Source organism: Streptomyces tailanensis, from assembly GCF_008386495.1.
Classification (GTDB): Bacteria; Actinomycetota; Actinomycetes; order Streptomycetales; family Streptomycetaceae; genus Streptomyces; species Streptomyces tailanensis.
The window spans coordinates 80,555-97,823 of record NZ_VTHJ01000002.1 but is presented as its reverse complement, the minus strand read 5'-3'; the positions used below and the strand labels follow the sequence as shown (position 1 = coordinate 97,823).

Sequence of the window (17,269 nt, the reverse complement as noted above, 5' to 3'; positions counted from 1 at the left end):
GAGCTCGGGGGGTGGGGTTTGTATGGCGGGTGCGGGTTGTCGTTGGTTGCTCGCGCGGTTCCCCGCGCCCCTGAAAAGACGGGGCTGCGCCCCGTGCTTTTCAGCGGCCCGCAGGGCCGTGCTGGAAGGGCCCGCTCCTACGAAAGGAGCGGGCCCTCGGCCGTATGCGGTCAGCGAACCGGCATGCCCTGCGGCTGCTGCGGCGAGATACCGAGCGCCGTCGTGTACTTGCCGAGCGCCAGCTTGCCGATCGCCGGGTACGGGCCCAGCGCCTCGGCGGCGGAGCAGCCCGCCTCCTTCGCGGCCGCCTCGATCAGATCGGCGTCGATCTCCGGCCCTATCAGGTACGGCGCGAGCGCGAGCTGCTGGGAGCCGGAGGAGCGCAGCTGCTCGGCCACGGAGGTGATCGAGCCGTCCTGGTCGAGCGCGGCGGCCATCACCGGCACGGCGAGGCGCGCGGCCAGCAGCATGCCCGTGATCCCGGCCGCCTGCACGGCCTCCTCGCCGCCCACGGAGGCGAGGATGATGCCGTCGGCGGCGGTGGCCACGGTGAACAGCCGGGCCCGGTCGGCACGCGCCAGACCAGCCTCGGACAGCCGCACGTGCAGCGCCTCGGCGAGCAGCGGGTGCGGGCCGAGGACATCGGTCAGCTCGGCCGCGATCCTGCTCTCCATGACGGCCTGGCGGACCTGGCGCAGGGTCGCGCTGTCGGGACCGGCCAGCAGGGGCACGACGACGGCGACGGGGCCGTCGGGCTCCTTGACGTCCAGGCCGGCGGCGCGTGCCTGCTCGAAACGGGCGGTGCGCTCCTCGGCGGCGTACGTGAGCACCGACTGCAGCGTGGGGAACTCGTCGGAGCCGCCATCGACGTAGGCGATGCGGGCGTCGAGGCCGGGCAGCTCGGAGCGGGCGATGCTCACGACCTCCTCGGCGAGGCCGCGCGTGGCGGCGCTGGGCGTGCCGGGCACCGCGAGGACGAGCGCGGGCGCGCCCTCGGGAGCCGCCAGCGGCTCGGGGCGGCGATGCCTTCCCGGCTGACGGGGTCGCGGCATTCGTACTGGCAGGCCGGACGCGGGCCCAGTGGGGGAGCTCATGGCGCCGCATGTTACTGGCTTCTTGGGTTCCCCTGTTCGGGGAGGGTGCAGGTGAGCGGTATCCGTCCGGATTTGTCTGATGAGTTACGTGCCGATCAGGGTCAATCAGGGCCGATCAATACCGCATTTATCTGCTGAGCAGCGTTCTTGGCCGCCCACAGTGGTGCTTGTCCGACAGGCTGGTTTGCTCCGTATTTCAGGTACTACGTTTCGGCCACCACGTACAACATATGTTTGTCGTACGGCAACCGGAGTTCGCCGATGGCCAGATCGGCCGCGATACGCACGGCACCGCGCAGCGGATCCCCCTCCGCGGCCACCCGCCGCGCGTACGGCAACCGCTCCGCCAACTCCGCCTCCAGCGGTACGAGGAGAGGCTCGCCCAGCTGGAACAGGCCCCCGGTGAGCGCCACTCGGGGCTCGCCCGAGGCCGGACAGACGGCGGCCGCGGAGTCGGCCATGTGCCGGGCCGCCGTGCGCAGGATGTCGGCCGCCACCGGGTCGTCGGCGGCGCAGGCGGCCACCTCGGGTGCGAAGGAGGCGAGCACCGCCGGGCGGTCGGGTCTGGGGTAGAGCCGCCCGGGCAGTCCGTCGACCGGACCGAACGACTCCTCGGCGCACGCCAGCAGCCGGGCCGAACCGCCGCTCCGCCCGTCGTGCGCCCGCAGCGCCGCCTCCAGCCCTGCCCGCCCGATCCACGCCCCGCTGCCGCAGTCCCCGAGCAGATGCCCCCAGCCGTCCGCCCGACGCCAGCTCTCCAGGTCCGTACCGATCGCGATCAGCCCCGTACCGGCAGCGATCACCGCCCCCGGCCGGGAGCCGAGCGCGCCGGTGTACGCGGTGACCGCGTCCGCCACCAGCGCGACACGGCGCACCCCCAGTTCACGCGCCAACGCCGAGGGCAGTTCGGCACGCAGGTGCTCCCCTAGCGAGGCGAACCCAGCGGCCCCGACGGCCACCGCGACGGGACGGCCGAGCCCGGCGCCGTCGATCAACCGCCGTGCCATGGGCAGCAGTTGCTCCATCAGATGCCCGGCATCGATGCCCCGCACCCCGGTCCGCACCGGCTCCTGTGACGCGAGCGGCTCCCCGAGCACCTCACCACCCACGGCCACCGCCACGCGCACCCCGGAGCCACCGGAGTCCACGGCGAGCACGACGGAACGCCCGTCGCCGCCGCCGGTCATGGCAGGCGCCAGTCCACGGGAGTGCCGCCCTGCCGGGTCAGGAGGTCGTTGGCTCGGCTGAAGGGGCGGGAACCGAAGAAGCCGCGGTCGGCCGACATGGGGGAGGGATGGGCGGACTCGATGGACGGGAGGTCTCCGAGGAGAGGGCGGAGATTGCGGGCGTCGCGGCCCCACAGGATGGACACCAGTGGGCGCCCGCGCGCGGCCAGCGCCCGTATCGCCTGCTCGGTGACCTCCTCCCAGCCCTTGCCGCGGTGCGCGGCGGGCTTGCGCGGGGCCGTGGTGAGCGCCCTGTTGAGCAGCAGTACGCCCTGCTGGGCCCAAGGGGTCAAGTCGCCGTTGGACGGGTGGGGGAGGCCCAGGTCGTTGTTGAGCTCCCGGTAGATGTTGATCAGGCTGCCCGGCAGCGGTCGTACCTCCGGAGCGACCGAGAAGGACAGCCCCACCGCGTGCCCCGGTGTCGGATACGGGTCCTGGCCGACGATGAGGACGCGGACGTCGTCGAAGGCCTGCTGGAAGGCCCGTAGGACGTTCGGGCCGGCCGGGAGATAGGTGCGCCCCGCGGCGATCTCCGCGCGCAGGAAGTCGCCCATCTCGGCGATCCTTCCGGCCACGGGCTCCAGAGCTTTCGCCCAGCCCGGTTCGACGATTTCGTGCAACGGTCGTGGTGCCACGGCGTCACCCTACTGCCGTAACGGCGGTGACGATCAACCGGTGGTCGGCGGGTGACCGGCGTTGACCGTTTCGTTGCCGAACAGGGCGAACTCCGGGCCGACTTGGCGGTCGGCACCGGTGCTCACCGAACGACCCGCGTGACCCGCGTGACCCGCGTGACGAGAATCCCCCGTTCATGTCCACGCTTTCCCGTCCGCCTCAGCCGATGACCGCCGCGCGCACGCACAGCACGTCCGGCAGATGCGACACCAACTGCCGCCAGCTGTCGCCGTCGTCGGCCGACGCGTACACCTCGCCGTTGCGGTTGCCGAAGTACACCCCCGCCGGATCCGCGCCGTCCGTGCACATCGCGTCGCGCAGCACCGTGCCGTAGTGGTCCTCCGTCGGCAGCCCCGCCGAGAGCGGCTCCCAGCTCTTGCCCGCGTCCGCCGTGCGGAAGACGCGACAGCGGTGGTCGGCCGGGACCCGGTCGGAGTCCGCGTTGATCGGGAACACATACGCGGTGTCCCCGCGCCGCGGATGGGCGACCGCGGCGAACCCGAAGGTGGACGGCAGGCCCTCGCCGATGTCGGTCCAGTGCGCGCCCGCGTCGTCGCTGCGGTAGACACCCCAGTGGTTCTGGAGGTACAGCCGGTCGGGGGTCACCGCGTCCCGGGCGACCTTGTGCACGCACTGGCCGAACTCCGGGTCGGGGTCCGGCAGGAACACCGCGGAGACACCGGAGTTGGAGGGCGACCAGCTCGCGCCGCCGTCCTCGGTGCGGAACACGCCGGCGGCGGAGACGGCGACCGTCACCGCGCGCGGGTCCCGCCGGTCGGTGAGGATGGTGTGCAGCCCCTCCCCGCCACCGCCCGGGAACCACTTGTCGCGGGTCGGGTGCTCCCACAGCGGTCGTACCAGCTCGAAGGTCTCGCCGCGGTCCTCGGAGCGGTACAGCGCGGCCGGCTCCGTGCCCGCGTACACCACGTCCGGCTCGGCGGCCGACGGGTGCAGCTGCCACACCCGCTCCAGGGAGGCGCCGGTGTCCTTCGGGAACTTGACCGCGGGCTGCGCCGGCTCGGTCCAGGTGCGGCCCAGGTCGTCGGAGTGGAACACGGACGGACCCCAGTGTGTGCTGTCGCCGCCGACCAGCAGCCGGGGCGTGTCCGTGCGGGTGTCGATGGCGACCGCGTACACAGCCTGCGCGTTGAAGTAGGGGCGCTCGTCGAACTCCCAGGCACCCCCGGCGCCGCCTCGCCGCCGCCCGATGAACAGCCCTTTGCGGGTGCCTACGGTGAGCAGTACCTCGGTCATGCCGACCACCTCCGGGACGTCGTCGTCTCAGTCACGGGCCAGTCTGCACCCCACCACTGACAGTCACCCGTCGAGACACTGTCACCGCAGGTCAGCAGGCATGTGAGCGAGGAATCGGCGGTCGGCGCGGGAGCCGGGGCCGGGCGGCGTGACCCACGTCGCATGAGCAGTGCGGGGAGCGCCGCCGTATGGGAGAGAGGTCCGGCTGTCCTGCGTGCGTGAGGGAGGGTGCCCCCGATGGTGGCATTCCGTGGTCCGAAGGTGTGGTTGTGGCGATGGCGGCGCAACCCGCTCAAACGGCGCAGCGACCGGCTGGAGTCCTGGGTGGTGCTGGCCGCCTGGGCCCTGACCGTGTGCGGAGGGGTGATCGCCGGACTGCTGTCGGCGGAGTCCGTCGAGTCCGGTCTCGCCCGGCAGCGTGCGGAGTGGCGCTCCACCGCCGCGCTCCTCACCCAGGACGCGCCCGAGCCGTCCGCCACGAGTGGACCGGGGGCCGAGAAGGTGTGGGCGAAGGTGCGTTGGACGGCACCGGACGGCTCCGAGCGCCAGGGCCAGGCCCGGGTCGAGCCCGCCACCCTGATGGGCACCCAGGTCACCGTCTGGACGGACACCGAGGGCCGCCTGGTCACCAAGCCCGCCGGCGAGTCCCAGGCCCAGTTGCGCGCCGCGCTCGTCGGCGGTCTGGCGGGCGTGTGCGTCGCGGCCGTGCCCTACGTGGGCGGCAGGCTCGTACGCGGCCGCCTGGAGCGGCGGCGGATGGACCAGTGGGACGAGGAGTGGGCCCTGATCGGCCCGCTGTGGGAGCGCAAGACCTGGTGAACGGCCCACCGGCCGGGCCCTCGACTGCACGGCACCGGCTGAACGTCCGACGGCCGGACGAGGCCCGTGGGGGGAGGCTCCGTCCGGCCGCCGGGAGTGGACTCACCGGTGGGTGATGAGCGGTCTCACCTGTAGGTGATGTCCGACGTGGAGTACAGGCAGTTGGTGCTGTCGGGGCCCGTACCGACCGCCGTGTTGTTGTTGTACTTCTGGCACGGGATGACCTTGCGGCCGCTGTCGTTGAGGATCGTGATCCTGCGCAGTGTCGCCACGTCGCCCCGGTTGACGTTGATGCCGACGAGCCGTGCGGTGGAGCCGGTCCCCGTCACCTCGATGTTGTTGAGGTTCACCTTGCGCGTGTACTGCGTGGAGCAGTCGCCGCAGGAGCGGTACAGCGTCTTGAAGTCGCTGACGGCGAAGTTGGAGATGTTCAGGGTCCCCGGCCCGTTGTGCTGGAAGACCTTGTCCGCCGCCTTCTTCGCGCCGCCGCCGGTCACCGTGTAGGTGGAGCCGCCGCGGAAGGTCGCCGCGTCCTCGCCGACGTCCTCCCACCACACGTTCTGCAGGGTGCAGTTGCCCTCGCAGTGGATGCCGTCGGCGCCGGGCGCGCCGATGATGACGTTCTTCAGCGTGGCGCCGGCCGCGAGCTTGAAGATCGGGTCCTGGCCCTCTTCCTGGCCGTCACCGGCCAGGTCGCCGCTGCCGTAGTAGCGCACCATGCCGCCGTCCCTGGTGCCGGACACCGAGATGGTGGAGCTCACCGGCTGGCTGTTGGTGGGCGTCGGCCAGGTGGCGGCGTTCGCCGGAGTGGCGCCGCTGGTCATGATCATGCCAAATGAGAGACCGAAGGCGGCCACCGTCCCGGTCATCGCGCGTGCATGCGCGCGTGGACGTGCTGCAGAAGTCATGTCCCGATTCCTTCTGTTGTCCGAGCGGATGGGGGGTTGGAGGGTTCTCAGAGTTTCCCGGCGCCCGCACCCGACGTCACCGAGGCGACGACGGACGAGGCGGACTCCGCGGTGTAGCCGTACGGCGGGGTGGTGAACGACCCCACCTGGGAGACCTCGGTGGCGGCTCCGCCGAGGTCGTTGCCGCGCAGATTCGCGTAGCCGTCCACGTCACTGCTGCGGTTCGTGGTGACCGCGATCTTCGTGTTGCGGAAGACGTTGTTCTCCACGAGCATCTGAGCGCCCATGCGCGAGTGGCAGGCGGTGTCGGCGCCGTCCACGTAGTTGTTGTAAAAGTGCCCGGTGCCGAAGCGCAGACTGGGGATGCGCGAGTACACGTTGCCGAAGTGGTTGTGGTGGTACGTCACCTTCAGGTGACCGGTGTCCTCGGAGGCGTTGTTGTCGCTGTGGCCGACGAGCGATCCCTTGAAGTGGTCCTTGAAGGTGTTCCAGGACACCGTCACGTAGTCCGAGCCGTGGTTGATGTCCAGCAGCCCGTCGTAGTAGTCCTTGTCGTGATCACGGTCCGCCGAGAAGGAGTTGTGGTCGATCCAGACCTTCGTGGACTCCTGGACGGTGACGCCGTCGGCGGGTGCGACCGGCTTGCTGATGTTCAGGTTGCGGACGACGACGTTGGTCGCCTCCTTGATCCGCAGGCCGCCACCGGTGAACCCGGACGACGAACCCACGCCCAGCACCGTGGTGTTGGAGCCGATGTCGACCTGACCGCTCAGCGAGATCAGTCCGCTGACGCGGACGACCTTGGCCGTGTCACCCGTGACGGCGGTCTTGAAGGCGGCGAGTGTCGAGACCGTGACCGGGGTGGCGCTGCCGCCACCGGTTGTCCCGGCGCCGTAGCCGATCGGCGCGGTCTCCGCGGCTCCCGCGGACTGCGGCAGGGCGAGGACGGCGGCCGCCGCCAGGGCGGCCGCGGCGGCCACCCTGACTGATCTTTGCGCCTGTGTACGTGGGGGGACGGTACGCATGCGGGTGCGTCCCTTCAGGAAGAGCTTATGGGTCATGTACATGAACAGCGTTCGCCATATTGATTTGTGTGAGCGGCGGGGCTCGAGGAAGTGGAGCCCTCGGTGTCCCGGAAGGTGTGCAACCCCAGGCTGATTGGGTTCTGGCGCGTGTCGGCCCACACGCGGAGTAGTGCGCAGCTGGTTCACACTGCTGAACGGAACGTAGAGGGCAAGCGCTTTCTAGTCAACGCTTTGCGCAAAACGCATTCCGTCACCCCTGGTGGGGGAGCGGCCACCCTTCGCGGGTCGGGACAGGCACCCCTGGCGGTCGGCGCGAGCGAATTCTTTCGACGCGTGGGAGCGCTTCCAGGGCGGCCATGTGCATGCCACGATGCTCGCCGAGCGCTTCCCTTCCGAGAGGGGTGAGTCGATGGCGACTCCACGCATGCGTACGTTCATCAGCGGACTGGTCCTGGCGTTACTGGCCGTCGGCCTGACCTCGCTGGCCCCCGGCCCGGCGGCCGCCGACGCCTCCCGTACCGGCGGCGCGGGCCCACTGCCCGGCTCGTTCAGCTGGTCCTCGACCGGCCCGCTGATCTCCCCCAAGCCGGACGCCACGCACCCGATCGTCTCGATCAAGGACCCCACGGTCTTCCGATACGGCGACCGGTGGCACGTCTACGCGACCACCGCCGACACGGCGGGCGCGTGGAGCCTGGCGCACACCAGCTTCGCCGACTGGTCCGACGCGGCGGCCGCACCCCAGACGTTCCTCGGCACCAACCCGAACATCGGCAACCGGTACGCCGCCGCGCCCCAGGTGTTCTACTTCGCGCCCCAGAAGCTCTGGTACATGGTCTACCAGACCGGTCCGCCGTCGTACTCCACCTCGAACAACCCCGCCGATCCGGGCAGTTGGAGCGCGCCGAGGTACTTCTTCGACAGCGAGCCGCCCATCGTCACCGAGAACAAGGGCAACGGCGCCTGGTTGGACTTCTGGACGATCCGCGACACGACCGACTGCTATCTGTTCTTCTCCGACGGCAACGGTCACCAGTACCGCTCCCGCACCACCCTCGGCGAGTTCCCGAACGGCTTCCGGGACACCGCGATCGTGCTCTCCGAGCCCAACCGCTTCGACCTGTTCGAGGCGAGCAACGTCTACCGGATCGGCGACAGCGGCACGTACCTGATGCTCGTCGAGGCGCTCGCCACGAAGTCCGACTGGCGGCGCTATTTCCGCGCCTGGACCGCCGACAGCCTGGGCGGTACGTGGACGCCTCTCGCGGAGACCGAGGCCGATCCCTTCATCCGTTCCACCAACGTGACCTTCGAGGCCGGACAACCCGCCTGGACCGTGGACTTCAGCCACGGCGACCTGATCCGCGACGGCGTCGACCAGACCCAGAAGATCAACCCGTGCCGGCTGCGCTACCTGTACCAGGGCATGGACCCCGCGTCGAGCGGCGACTACTCCCAACTCCCCTGGCGGCTGGGCCTGCTCACCCAGACCAACTCCTCCTGCTGAACCCGTCACAGGAAGGTACGACGACGTGTCCGTCACCCCCCACACCACCGCGCGGAGACCGCTGCGTGCGTTACTCGTCGCGCTCCTCGGAGCACTGGTGCCGCTGCTCGCCGCCACGCTCCTCACCGCGCCCACGGCCGCGGCCGCGGCAGCTCCGGACGCGAGGGCCGAGGCCGCACCCCGGGCGGCGCTCACCGAGATCACCGGCTTCGGCGAGAACCCCAGCAACCTGCAGATGTACCTGTACGTACCGGAGAGCGTCACCGCCAACCCGGCGATCCTCGTGGCCGTGCACTACTGCACCGGCTCCGGGCCCGCCATGTACAACGGCACCGAGTACGCCCAACTCGCCGACAAATACGGCTACATCGTCGTGTACCCGTCCGTCACCCGCAGCAGCAAGTGCTTCGATGTCGCCTCCCCGCAGGCGCTGCGCCGCGGCGGCGGCAGCGACCCGGTGGGCATCAAGTCCATGGTCGACTGGACCGTCCGTACCTACGACGCCGACACCGACCGGATCTTCGTCACCGGCATCTCCTCCGGCGCGATGATGACCAACGTCCTGCTCGGCGACTACCCCGACGTGTTCGCCGCCGGCGCCGCGTTCGCGGGCGTGCCCTTCGCCTGCTTCGCCACCACCAACGGCTCCGAGTGGAACAGCGACTGCGCGGGCGGCATCATCATCCGCACCCCGCAGGCCTGGGGCGACCTCGTCCGGGGCGCCTACCCCGGCTACACCGGAGCCCGGCCGCGCATGCAGCTGTGGCACGGCACCGAGGACGACGTCCTGCGCTACCCGAACTTCGGCGAGGAGATCAAGCAGTGGACCAACGTCCACGGTGTCAGCCAGACGCCGACCACCACCGACTCGCCCCAGTCCAACTGGACCCGCACCCGCTACGGCGGCACCGGTGACCGCGCCCTGGTCGAGGCCGTCAGTCTCCAGGGCACCGGCCACAACCTGTACGCCTGGGGCATGGGCGAGCGCGTCCTCACCTTCTTCGGCCTCAACAACTCGTCCGGTCCCGCGCCGCAACCCCCGGCGGGCCCCTGCAAGGTGACCGTCACCCCCAACACCTGGAACACCGGCCTCACCGCCTCGGTGACCATCACCAACACCAGTACGACGGCGATCAACGGCTGGCGGCTGGCGTTCACCCTGCCCGCCGGACAGACCATCACCAACGGCTGGGGCGCCACGTACAGCCCGACCAGCGGCGCTGTGACCGCGACCAACGTCTCGTACAACGCCGCCATCGCGCCTGGCGCGAGCGTCAGCGTCGGCTACCAGGCGAGCCACACCGGCAACAGCGCGGTACCGACGGCGTACGCCCTCAACGGGACCGCGTGTACGACCGCTTGACGCGTCCTGCCACGTCCTGACCGCCCCTCCGGGCGCGCGCCACCCGGCGTGCGCCCGGCTCCGTTCATGTTCCGCGCCTCCGGCTCCCGTTCATGTTCCGCATGCCCGAGAAAGGTCCCCGCTCGTGGAGTTGTCCAGCAGCCCGCAGCCGTCCGAGGCGTCGAGAAGGGGGTCCCTCGCCCACCTGATCGCCGTCTGTGTCCTCGCTCTGGCCCTCGTGGTGACCTCGTCCGCCGTGGTGGCCCTCGTGGGGAGCCCGCAGCGCGACGCCGGGGCCGGCGACGCGGCGGCGTCCGCCCGGCACTGGGTGAACACCTGGTCCGCGATGCCCCAGCTCACCGAGTCCGGGAACATGCCGCCCGCGCCGTTCACCGGTGACCGGGCCGTACTCGTCGACACCACCCTGCGGCAGACCGTGCGCGTGACCACCGGCGGCGACCGCGTCCGGCTGCGCTTCTCCAATGCCTTCGGCGGCACCGCGCTGCCGCTGACCGCGGTGACCGTGGCGCTCCCGCTGGGCGGGCAGGCCGGGGTCGGGGCGATAGAGCCGGGCACCACCCGGACGGTGACGTTCAGCGGGCGGGAGTCCACGAGCGTGCCCGTCGGCGCCCAAGTGGTCTCGGACCCCCTGGACTTCACCCTGGCACCGGGCTCCAACCTGACCGTGACGGCGTATCTCGCCGAGGGCCAGGCCTCCCTCGCCCTCACCTCGCACCCGGGCTCCCGCACCACCTCCTACCTCCGGCACGGCGACCACACCCGGGCCGAGGACCTTCCCGGCGCGACCTCCACCAACCACTGGTATCTGCTCAGCGATGTCGAGGTGCTCTCCCGGCCCGCCACGACCGCGGTCGCCGTCCTCGGTGACTCGCTCACCGATGGTCGGGGCTCCACCACCAACGGCAACAACCGCTGGCCCGACCAGCTCTTCGACCGCCTCCAGCAGAAACCCGGCACCAGGAACATCGCGGTGGTGAACCAGGCGGCCGGAGGCAACCGCGTCCTCAATGACGGCCTGGGCCCGGGCGCCCTCGCCCGACTGGACCGCGACATCCTCGCCCACAGTGCTGTGGAACAGCTGATCGTCTTCGAGGGCATCAACGACATCGGCACGGCCGAGGCCACCCCTGCCGCGCAACAGCGCGTCACCGCCGACCTCATCGCCGCCTACGAGCAGATCGTCGTCCGCGCGCACGCCCAGGGCATCGACGTCTACGGAGCGACCCTGCTGCCATTCGACGGCAACACCCCTTACGACGACGCGGCCGGGCACCGCGAGGCGGCACGGCAGGCGGTCAATACCTGGATCCGCACCAGCGGCCGCTTCGACGCCGTCATCGACTTCGACCGCGCGGTCCGCGACCCCGACCACCCGAGCCGCCTCCTCCCGACCCTCCACGACGGCGACTGGCTGCACCTCAACCCCGAGGGCTACCGGGTGCTGGCCCAGTCGGTTCCCCTGCGCCTGCTCGGGCGGAAGTGAGCGACGGAAGCGAACCGGCCTTCGCCGGAAGGTGGTTGAAGAGCAGGTTCAGCACGATCGCCGTCAGACAGCCCGCGCTGATGCCGCTGTTCATCACCGTCTGGAACCAGTCCGGGAACTTCTCGTAGGCCGTCGGCACCCCGACCGGCAGCATGCCGACGGCCACCGAGACGGCCACGATCGTCAGGTTGCCGTTGCCCTGGAAGTCGACCCGCGCCAGCGTGCGCAGTCCGCTCGCGGCGACCGTACCGAACATCACCAGCCCCGCTCCGCCGAGCACCGGTGCCGGGATCGCCGCGACCACCGCGCCCAGCTTGGGCAGCAGCCCGAGCAGGACGAGGATCCCGCCGGCCGCCGCGACGACCCAGCGGCTGCGGACGCGGGTCATGCCGACCAGGCCCACGTTCTGCGCGTACGCCGTGTACGGGAAGGTGTTGAACACACCGCCCAGGACCGTGGAGAACCCGTCGGCGCGCAGTCCGTCGGCGAGGGAGCGCGGCTTCACCTCGCGGTCGGTCATCTCGCCGACGGCGATCAGGTCACCGGTCGTCTCCGTCATGGTGACCAGGGCCACCACCAGCATGGACACGATCGCCGAGACCTCGAACGTGGGCGCCCCGAAGTGGAACGGCGTGCTGATGCCCAGCCAGTCGGCCTCCTTCACCCCGCCGAAGTCCGTGAATCCGAACGGCACCGCGACCGCGAGCCCCACGACGATGCCGATCAGCACCGCGACACGGCTGAGGAAGACCGGGGCGAAGCGCTGCACGCCGAGCACGACCAGGAGGACGAAGGCCGCGAGTGCCAGGTTCTTCGGCGCACCGAAGTCCTTGGCGCCCACGCCGCCGGCCGCCCAGTTGCCGGCCACCGGCAGCAGGGAGAGGCCGATGATCAGGATGACGGTGCCGGTGACGAGGGGCGGGAAGAAGCGGAGCAGTCGGCCGAAGACCGGCGCCAGCAGCATGATCGCCAGTCCGGCCACGATCACCGAGCCGTAGATTGCCGGGAGGCCGCCGCCTTCCGTGCCGATCAGCACCATCGGGGATACCGCCGCGAAGGTGCAGCCCTGCATGATCGGGAGCCGGACGCCGAACCGCCATACGCCGACGCACTGGATGAGGGTCGCGATGCCGCAGATCAGGAGGTCGGCGGTGATCAGGTAAGCGAGGTCCTCCGGCGGGAGCCGCATCGCGCCGCCGACGATCAGGGGGACGGCGACCGCGCCGGCGTACATGGCCAGGACGTGTTGGAGGCCGAAAGCGGCTAGTTGGCGTAGGGGAGGTACTTCGTCGACCGGGTGGGTGGTGGATGCCATGGGCGAGACCATAGAGGCATTGCACAGTTTGTTGATTTCTGGGGTGTTGCCGGTTTGTGTGCCAGGTACGGGTGGTGGGGGCTGGTCGCGCCCGCGCGGCGGAGCCGCATATCGACACAGCCCCGCGCCCCTACGGGGCGCTCCCGTTCGCGGCGGTCATCAGGGACTCCCAGTCCGGGAGTTTCACCACGCCCCTGCCCAGCGACGCGCCCAGCGCTGCCTCCGCCCTCTCGATCGCCTGCCATCCCGACCACTCGACCGGTGTGCAGCCCTCCGCCCTCAGTGCCGCCAGCGGATCGTCCGGCACCTCCCGTCGTACGAGCTCGGAGGCGTCCTCCAGCAGTGACGTCACCGTTTCCTTCGCGCACGGGCGGTTGGTGCCGATGACACCTGTCGGGCCCCGCTTGATCCAGCCGGCCACGTACTCGCCCGGTGCTGCCGTGCCGTCGCGCAGTACTCGCCCGGCGAGGTGCGGCACCGTGCCGTGGCCGGGGTCGAAGGGGAGGCCTTCGAGCGGTACGCCGCGGTAGCCGACCGAACGCAGGACCAGCTGGGCCTCGATCTCCTCGTACCGGCCGGTACCGGTCACCCCACCGTGGCCGTCCGGTGCCGTGCGTTCCAGGCGGACTCCGCAGACGCGGTCACCGTCGGCGAGGAGTTCGACGGGGCGGAGGAAGAAGCGCAGGCGGATGCGGTGGCGGCCCTCGGCGGGTGGGGCGGTGGCCCAGCCGCGCAGGACCTCCACGTTGCGGCGTTGTGCGGCGGGGAGCGCGGCGGGATCCACGTACGCGGTGTCCAACTCCAGCTCCGCCGGGTTGACGGTGACCCGGGTGTCCGGGAGGGTGCTCAGCTCGCGGAGCTCCTTGGTGGTGAAGCGGGCCTGGGAGGGGCCGCGGCGGCCCACCATGTGGATGTGGGTGACCTCGCTGGCGGCGAGCGAGGTGAGGGCGGCCTGGGGCATGTCGGTGGGGCTCAGCTCGGTCGCGCCGCGCGCCAGCATGCGGGTCACGTCCACCGCGACGTTGCCGACGCCGATCACCACCGCGGACCGGGCGCTGAGGGCCGTCCTGTCGAAAGCACAGCCGACGGCGTCCGGGTGCGCGCTGTACCAGGAGACGAACTCGGTCGCCGACCAGCTGCCGCGCAGCTCCTCGCCCGGGATGCCCAGCCGGCGGTCGGTGGCGGCGCCCACGCAGTACACGACCGCGTGGTACAGCTCCCGCAGCCGGGCCACCGGCACGCCCCCGGGGCCTACCGGGACGCCGCCGAGGAAGCGGACGCGTTCGTGCTCCAGCACGGTGCGCAGATTGTTCTGCAGCGACTTGATCTTCTCGTGGTCCGGCGCCACGCCGTAACGCACCAGGCCGTACGGGCACGGCAACCGGTCCAGAACGTCGATGCGCACGTCGGGATCCTGCTGGACGAGGGTCTGGGCGGTGTAGCACCCGCTCGGGCCCGAACCGATGACGGCGACACTCAGCACGGCGGAGCTCCTTACGCGAGGAGATCGCTGATGTCTCAAGGATCGCACCGCGAGGCGTGCCGGGGGAGGGGAGCTTCAGGCGCGGAGGGTGGCGCTGCGCCGTCGGGGTACCGGGCGCGCCCCCGGCGCGTGGCTGGGCAGAGCGGATGTGATCATTCGCTTACGTTGCGTATGTGATGGAAGCTTTCTTTCTTAATCTTTCTGATCGCCACTGTCAGGACGGCGCGGTGTCCGTGCGGCCTGCGTGGGAGGTAAAGGAAGCCGGCGGTGTCACGGCCTGGTTCACCGCCCGGCTGAGTTTCCCGGACGGGGCCAGGGTCGAGATGCTCGCCGTGGTGTCCGAGGGGCGCCTGTCCCTGGAGGACGTACGGGCCCAGCCGCCGCTGTCCCTCGACGACCTCGCGGAGCTCGCCGACTGGATCGAGGGCCCGCTCTTCGAGGCGTGCGGCGCGGCGCCCGAGCCACCGGTCGGCGCGTTGCCGTACGAGCGCCCGTCGGGGCCCTGGCCCGCGCGCCGGGCCAGGCCCGTGTGGCCGCACGGTGTGGAGGGGCGGCGGCTGGTGGCCGAGGAGTATCTGGCGGCGCAGCGGTCGGGCCACGACCCGGTGCTCGCGGTGATGTGCGCGACCGGGCACAGCCGCCGCCAGTCGCTCAGGCTGATCGCCGGGGCACGGGACGCGGGCCTGCTGACACCCCGCCACACCCGGCGCTGAGCCCACGCCCGGTGGTTACTTCACGAGGTCGCGCATCCGGCTGATCTCGGTCGTCTGCTGGGCGATCACGTCGTCGGCCATCTCCTCGATCAGGATGTTGTTGCCCTGTGCCTTCACATCCGTGGCCATGGTGACCGCTCCTTCGTGATGGGTGATCATCAGCTTCAGGAAGAGCTGGTCGAACGACTCCCCTTCGAGGGTGCCGAGTTCCTTCAGCTGGGCCTCGCTCGCCATGCCGGGCATCTCCGCGTGGTCGTGCGAAGTGCCCTGTTTCACCCCGTCGTTGTTCTTCAGCCAGCTCTCCATGGCCTTGATCTCGGGCTCCTGGGCGGCCGAGATCCGCTCGGCGATCCGCTTCACCCGGGTCGACGCCGCCCGCTCGGGGGCGAGTTCGGTCATGTCCAGGGCCTGGGTGTGGTGCTCGATCATCATGCGGGCGTAGGTGAAGTCCGCCGAGTTCGGTGAATCGTCCTCGGCGCGCTGTTTCTCGGCCTCTTCGGGGGAGAGGGTCCGGGCCGCCTCACCGGGTTTCCCGGGGGCAATCACCGCGGGTCCGGAGGCTTTAGCGGAATCGCCGTCGGGGTCCGATCCCGATCCCGAATCGCACCCCGTGAGCAGGAGAAGCGCGGTCGTCAGTGAGGCCGTGACCAGCGGTGTGCGGAACGTGTGGCGAACGAGCACAGTGACCTCCTGGGGCACAGGAACGGACGTACACCTCATGAGTGTTGACGAAAGTTACTAACACGGTTTCAGGCGTCCGTGATCAAATTTGTACGTTACAAATGCATTGCCGTCTGTTGTTCTGTGCATGATGAAGACGATACTTCGGAGGTGGCTGAACCGTTCAACTGCGAACGGCTACACGGGAGGACACAGTGACCCTGTTGAACAATCCTCGGACGCGACGCAGACGTTTAGGAGTCGCCGCGACGGCGGCCGGACTCCTGGCCGCGCTGCTCACGGCCGCACCGGCGGCCGCGACCCCCGACCCCGGGGACTCGCCCGCCGCACGGGAGGAGGTCTCCAAGAGCGACGCCGCCAAGACGCGGGCGGCGATAGCCGTCGGCGACATACCCGGCCAGGACGAGATCGTCCATTCCGACAACATCCAGCACGTCACGAACATCCCGAAGGACGCGCTGCCCGGCACCAACTCGGACCTCGCCTTCCAGGGCAGGTACGCCTTCGCCGGCAACTACGACGGCTTCCGTATCTTCGACATCAGCAACCCCAAGGCCCCGAAGACGGTCGCCCAGGTGCTCTGCCCGGGCTCGCAGAACGACATATCCGTCTCCGGCGATCTGCTCTTCCTGTCCACCGACTCCTCGCGCAGCGACAGCTCCTGCAACAGCACCACGCAGCCCGCGAACGAGAAGTCGTCGTGGGAGGGCATGAAGATCTTCGACATCAGCGACAAGCGGAACCCGAAGTACGTCGCCGCCGTCGAGACCGCCTGCGGCTCGCACACCCACACGCTGGTGCCCGAGCGCAGATACGTCTACGTGTACGTCTCCTCGTACTCGCCGAGCGCCTCGTTCCCCGACTGCCAGCCGCCGCACGACGGCATCTCGGTCATCAAGGTGCCGCGCAAGTCCCCTCAGAAGGCGGCCGTGGTGAGCTTCCCGGTCCTCTTCCCCGGTGAGGGCGCGGACGGCGGCGGCAACCCTGGTTCGCCCACGAACCCCGGTGTCTCCAAGACGACGGGCTGCCACGACATCACGGTGCTGCCGTCGAAGGACCTGGCGGCCGGTGCCTGCATGGGTGACGGCATCCTGTTCTCCATCAAGGACCCGGAGCACCCGAAGGTCATCGACCAGGTCCAGGACAACGTGAACTTCGCGTTCTGGCACTCGGCGACCTTCAACCAGAAGGCGAACAAGGTCGTCTTCACCGATGAGTTGGGCGGCGGCAACGCGGCCACCTGCAACGCGGAGATCGGGCCGAACCGCGGCGCCGACGGCATCTACGAGATCGTCGGCAAGGGCGACCACCGCAAGCTCGTCTTCAAGAGCTACTTCAAGATCCCCCGCCACCAGGCGGAGACCGAGAACTGCGTCGCCCACAACGGCTCGCTGATCCCGGTCCTGGGCAAGGACATCATGGTCCAGGCCTGGTACCAGGGCGGTGTCTCGGTCTGGGACTTCACCAACTCCTCGAAGCCCAAGGAGATCGCCTACTTCGAACGCGGTCCGATCTCCACCGACACTCTCGTCGGTGGCGGTGCCTGGTCGGCGTACTACTACAACGGCTACATCTACTCGAACGACATGGCGAAGGGCTTCGACGTACTGAAGCTCAGTGACCGGCGCACGGACCCGGCCAAGTGGGTCCACATGCGTGAGCTCAACGTGCAGACGCAGCCCGACTACTTCGGCTTCGGCTGGTAGTCGGCCAGAACGGCGAG

General features: G+C 70.1%; 15 protein-coding genes. 6 read left to right on the top strand and 9 right to left on the bottom strand.

Annotated elements, in window-relative coordinates:
* Positions 1–170 precede the first annotated feature (170 nt).
* The 4 genes from F3T56_RS02350 to F3T56_RS02335 form a co-directional block, all read right to left on the bottom strand.
* Positions 171–1,094, bottom strand: a complete 924-nt coding sequence (locus F3T56_RS02350; RefSeq protein ID WP_149822966.1) for a sirohydrochlorin chelatase — start codon at positions 1,092–1,094, stop codon at positions 171–173.
* A gap of 203 nt (positions 1,095–1,297) precedes the next feature.
* On the bottom strand, positions 1,298–2,281 hold the full coding sequence (locus tag F3T56_RS02345) for an N-acetylglucosamine kinase (protein WP_149822965.1): 984 nt from the start codon (positions 2,279–2,281) through the stop codon (positions 1,298–1,300).
* Entirely contained in the window at positions 2,278–2,955 is a 678-nt protein-coding gene (locus F3T56_RS02340) for a uracil-DNA glycosylase (RefSeq protein WP_149822964.1), read from the bottom strand. The genes F3T56_RS02345 and F3T56_RS02340 overlap by 4 nt, the downstream gene beginning before the upstream one ends.
* Positions 2,956–3,154: 199 nt before the next feature.
* Positions 3,155–4,249, bottom strand: a complete 1,095-nt coding sequence (locus tag F3T56_RS02335) for a WD40/YVTN/BNR-like repeat-containing protein (RefSeq protein WP_149822963.1) — start codon at positions 4,247–4,249, stop codon at positions 3,155–3,157.
* Positions 4,250–4,486: 237 nt separating this feature from the next.
* Here F3T56_RS02335 and F3T56_RS02330 point away from each other — a divergent pair, with 237 nt between their 5' ends.
* Complete coding sequence (locus tag F3T56_RS02330) at positions 4,487–5,068, top strand: Rv1733c family protein (protein ID WP_149822962.1); 582 nt, start codon at positions 4,487–4,489, stop codon at positions 5,066–5,068.
* 125 nt (positions 5,069–5,193) lie between these two features.
* Here the strand turns inward: F3T56_RS02330 and F3T56_RS02325 are convergent, their stop codons facing one another.
* Complete coding sequence (locus F3T56_RS02325) at positions 5,194–5,976, bottom strand: pectate lyase (RefSeq protein WP_149822961.1); 783 nt, start codon at positions 5,974–5,976, stop codon at positions 5,194–5,196.
* 47 nt (positions 5,977–6,023) lie between these two features.
* Complete coding sequence (locus F3T56_RS02320; protein WP_149823185.1) at positions 6,024–7,001, bottom strand: pectate lyase family protein; 978 nt, start codon at positions 6,999–7,001, stop codon at positions 6,024–6,026.
* A 409-nt stretch (positions 7,002–7,410) separates the two neighbouring features.
* Here F3T56_RS02320 and F3T56_RS02315 point away from each other — a divergent pair, with 409 nt between their 5' ends.
* The 3 genes from F3T56_RS02315 (at position 7,411) to F3T56_RS02305 (ending at position 11,354) form a co-directional block, all read left to right on the top strand.
* Positions 7,411–8,508 carry a glycoside hydrolase family 62 protein gene (locus tag F3T56_RS02315; protein ID WP_246203339.1) on the top strand — a complete coding sequence of 366 codons (1,098 nt, stop codon included), beginning with the start codon at positions 7,411–7,413 and terminating at the stop codon, positions 8,506–8,508.
* Between the two features lie 25 nt (positions 8,509–8,533).
* The gene (locus F3T56_RS02310) at positions 8,534–9,871 is read left to right on the top strand and encodes an extracellular catalytic domain type 1 short-chain-length polyhydroxyalkanoate depolymerase (RefSeq protein ID WP_149822960.1); all 1,338 of its coding nucleotides are present in this window, start codon (positions 8,534–8,536) and stop codon (positions 9,869–9,871) included.
* A gap of 184 nt (positions 9,872–10,055) precedes the next feature.
* Entirely contained in the window at positions 10,056–11,354 is a 1,299-nt protein-coding gene (locus tag F3T56_RS02305; protein ID WP_149823183.1) for an SGNH/GDSL hydrolase family protein, read from the top strand.
* On the opposite strand, the gene F3T56_RS02300 is transcribed toward F3T56_RS02305, so the two are convergent.
* Complete coding sequence (locus F3T56_RS02300; RefSeq protein WP_246203337.1) at positions 11,290–12,669, bottom strand: nucleobase:cation symporter-2 family protein; 1,380 nt, start codon at positions 12,667–12,669, stop codon at positions 11,290–11,292. The genes F3T56_RS02305 and F3T56_RS02300 overlap by 65 nt on opposite strands.
* Before the next feature lie 130 nt (positions 12,670–12,799).
* On the bottom strand, positions 12,800–14,152 hold the full coding sequence (locus tag F3T56_RS02295; protein WP_149822959.1) for an FAD-dependent oxidoreductase: 1,353 nt from the start codon (positions 14,150–14,152) through the stop codon (positions 12,800–12,802).
* A 227-nt stretch (positions 14,153–14,379) separates the two neighbouring features.
* Between F3T56_RS02295 and F3T56_RS02290 the strand changes: the two genes are divergently transcribed.
* Positions 14,380–14,865 carry a DUF6214 family protein gene (locus F3T56_RS02290; protein WP_149822958.1) on the top strand — a complete coding sequence of 162 codons (486 nt, stop codon included), beginning with the start codon at positions 14,380–14,382 and terminating at the stop codon, positions 14,863–14,865.
* A gap of 15 nt (positions 14,866–14,880) precedes the next feature.
* Here the strand turns inward: F3T56_RS02290 and F3T56_RS02285 are convergent, their stop codons facing one another.
* Positions 14,881–15,585, bottom strand: a complete 705-nt coding sequence (locus F3T56_RS02285) for a DUF305 domain-containing protein (protein ID WP_149822957.1) — start codon at positions 15,583–15,585, stop codon at positions 14,881–14,883.
* 155 nt (positions 15,586–15,740) lie between these two features.
* On the opposite strand from F3T56_RS02285, the gene F3T56_RS02280 reads away from it, so the two are divergent.
* Positions 15,741–17,252 (top strand): LVIVD repeat-containing protein, encoded by a 1,512-nt coding sequence (locus F3T56_RS02280; protein ID WP_149822956.1) that lies wholly within the window; start codon positions 15,741–15,743, stop codon positions 17,250–17,252.
* Positions 17,253–17,269 lie beyond the last annotated feature (17 nt).

Coding starts and splice junctions, on each gene's coding strand:
- F3T56_RS02350 (WP_149822966.1), bottom strand. CDS start 1,094: ATGAGCTCCCCCACTGGGCCCGCGTCCGGCCTGCCAGTACGAATGCCG.
- F3T56_RS02345 (WP_149822965.1), bottom strand. CDS start 2,281: ATGACCGGCGGCGGCGACGGGCGTTCCGTCGTGCTCGCCGTGGACTCC.
- F3T56_RS02335 (WP_149822963.1), bottom strand. CDS start 4,249: ATGACCGAGGTACTGCTCACCGTAGGCACCCGCAAAGGGCTGTTCATC.
- F3T56_RS02330 (WP_149822962.1), top strand. CDS start 4,487: ATGGTGGCATTCCGTGGTCCGAAGGTGTGGTTGTGGCGATGGCGGCGC.
- F3T56_RS02325 (WP_149822961.1), bottom strand. CDS start 5,976: ATGACTTCTGCAGCACGTCCACGCGCGCATGCACGCGCGATGACCGGG.
- F3T56_RS02320 (WP_149823185.1), bottom strand. CDS start 7,001: ATGCGTACCGTCCCCCCACGTACACAGGCGCAAAGATCAGTCAGGGTG.
- F3T56_RS02315 (WP_246203339.1), top strand. CDS start 7,411: ATGGCGACTCCACGCATGCGTACGTTCATCAGCGGACTGGTCCTGGCG.
- F3T56_RS02300 (WP_246203337.1), bottom strand. CDS start 12,669: ATGGCATCCACCACCCACCCGGTCGACGAAGTACCTCCCCTACGCCAA.
- F3T56_RS02285 (WP_149822957.1), bottom strand. CDS start 15,585: ATGAGGTGTACGTCCGTTCCTGTGCCCCAGGAGGTCACTGTGCTCGTT.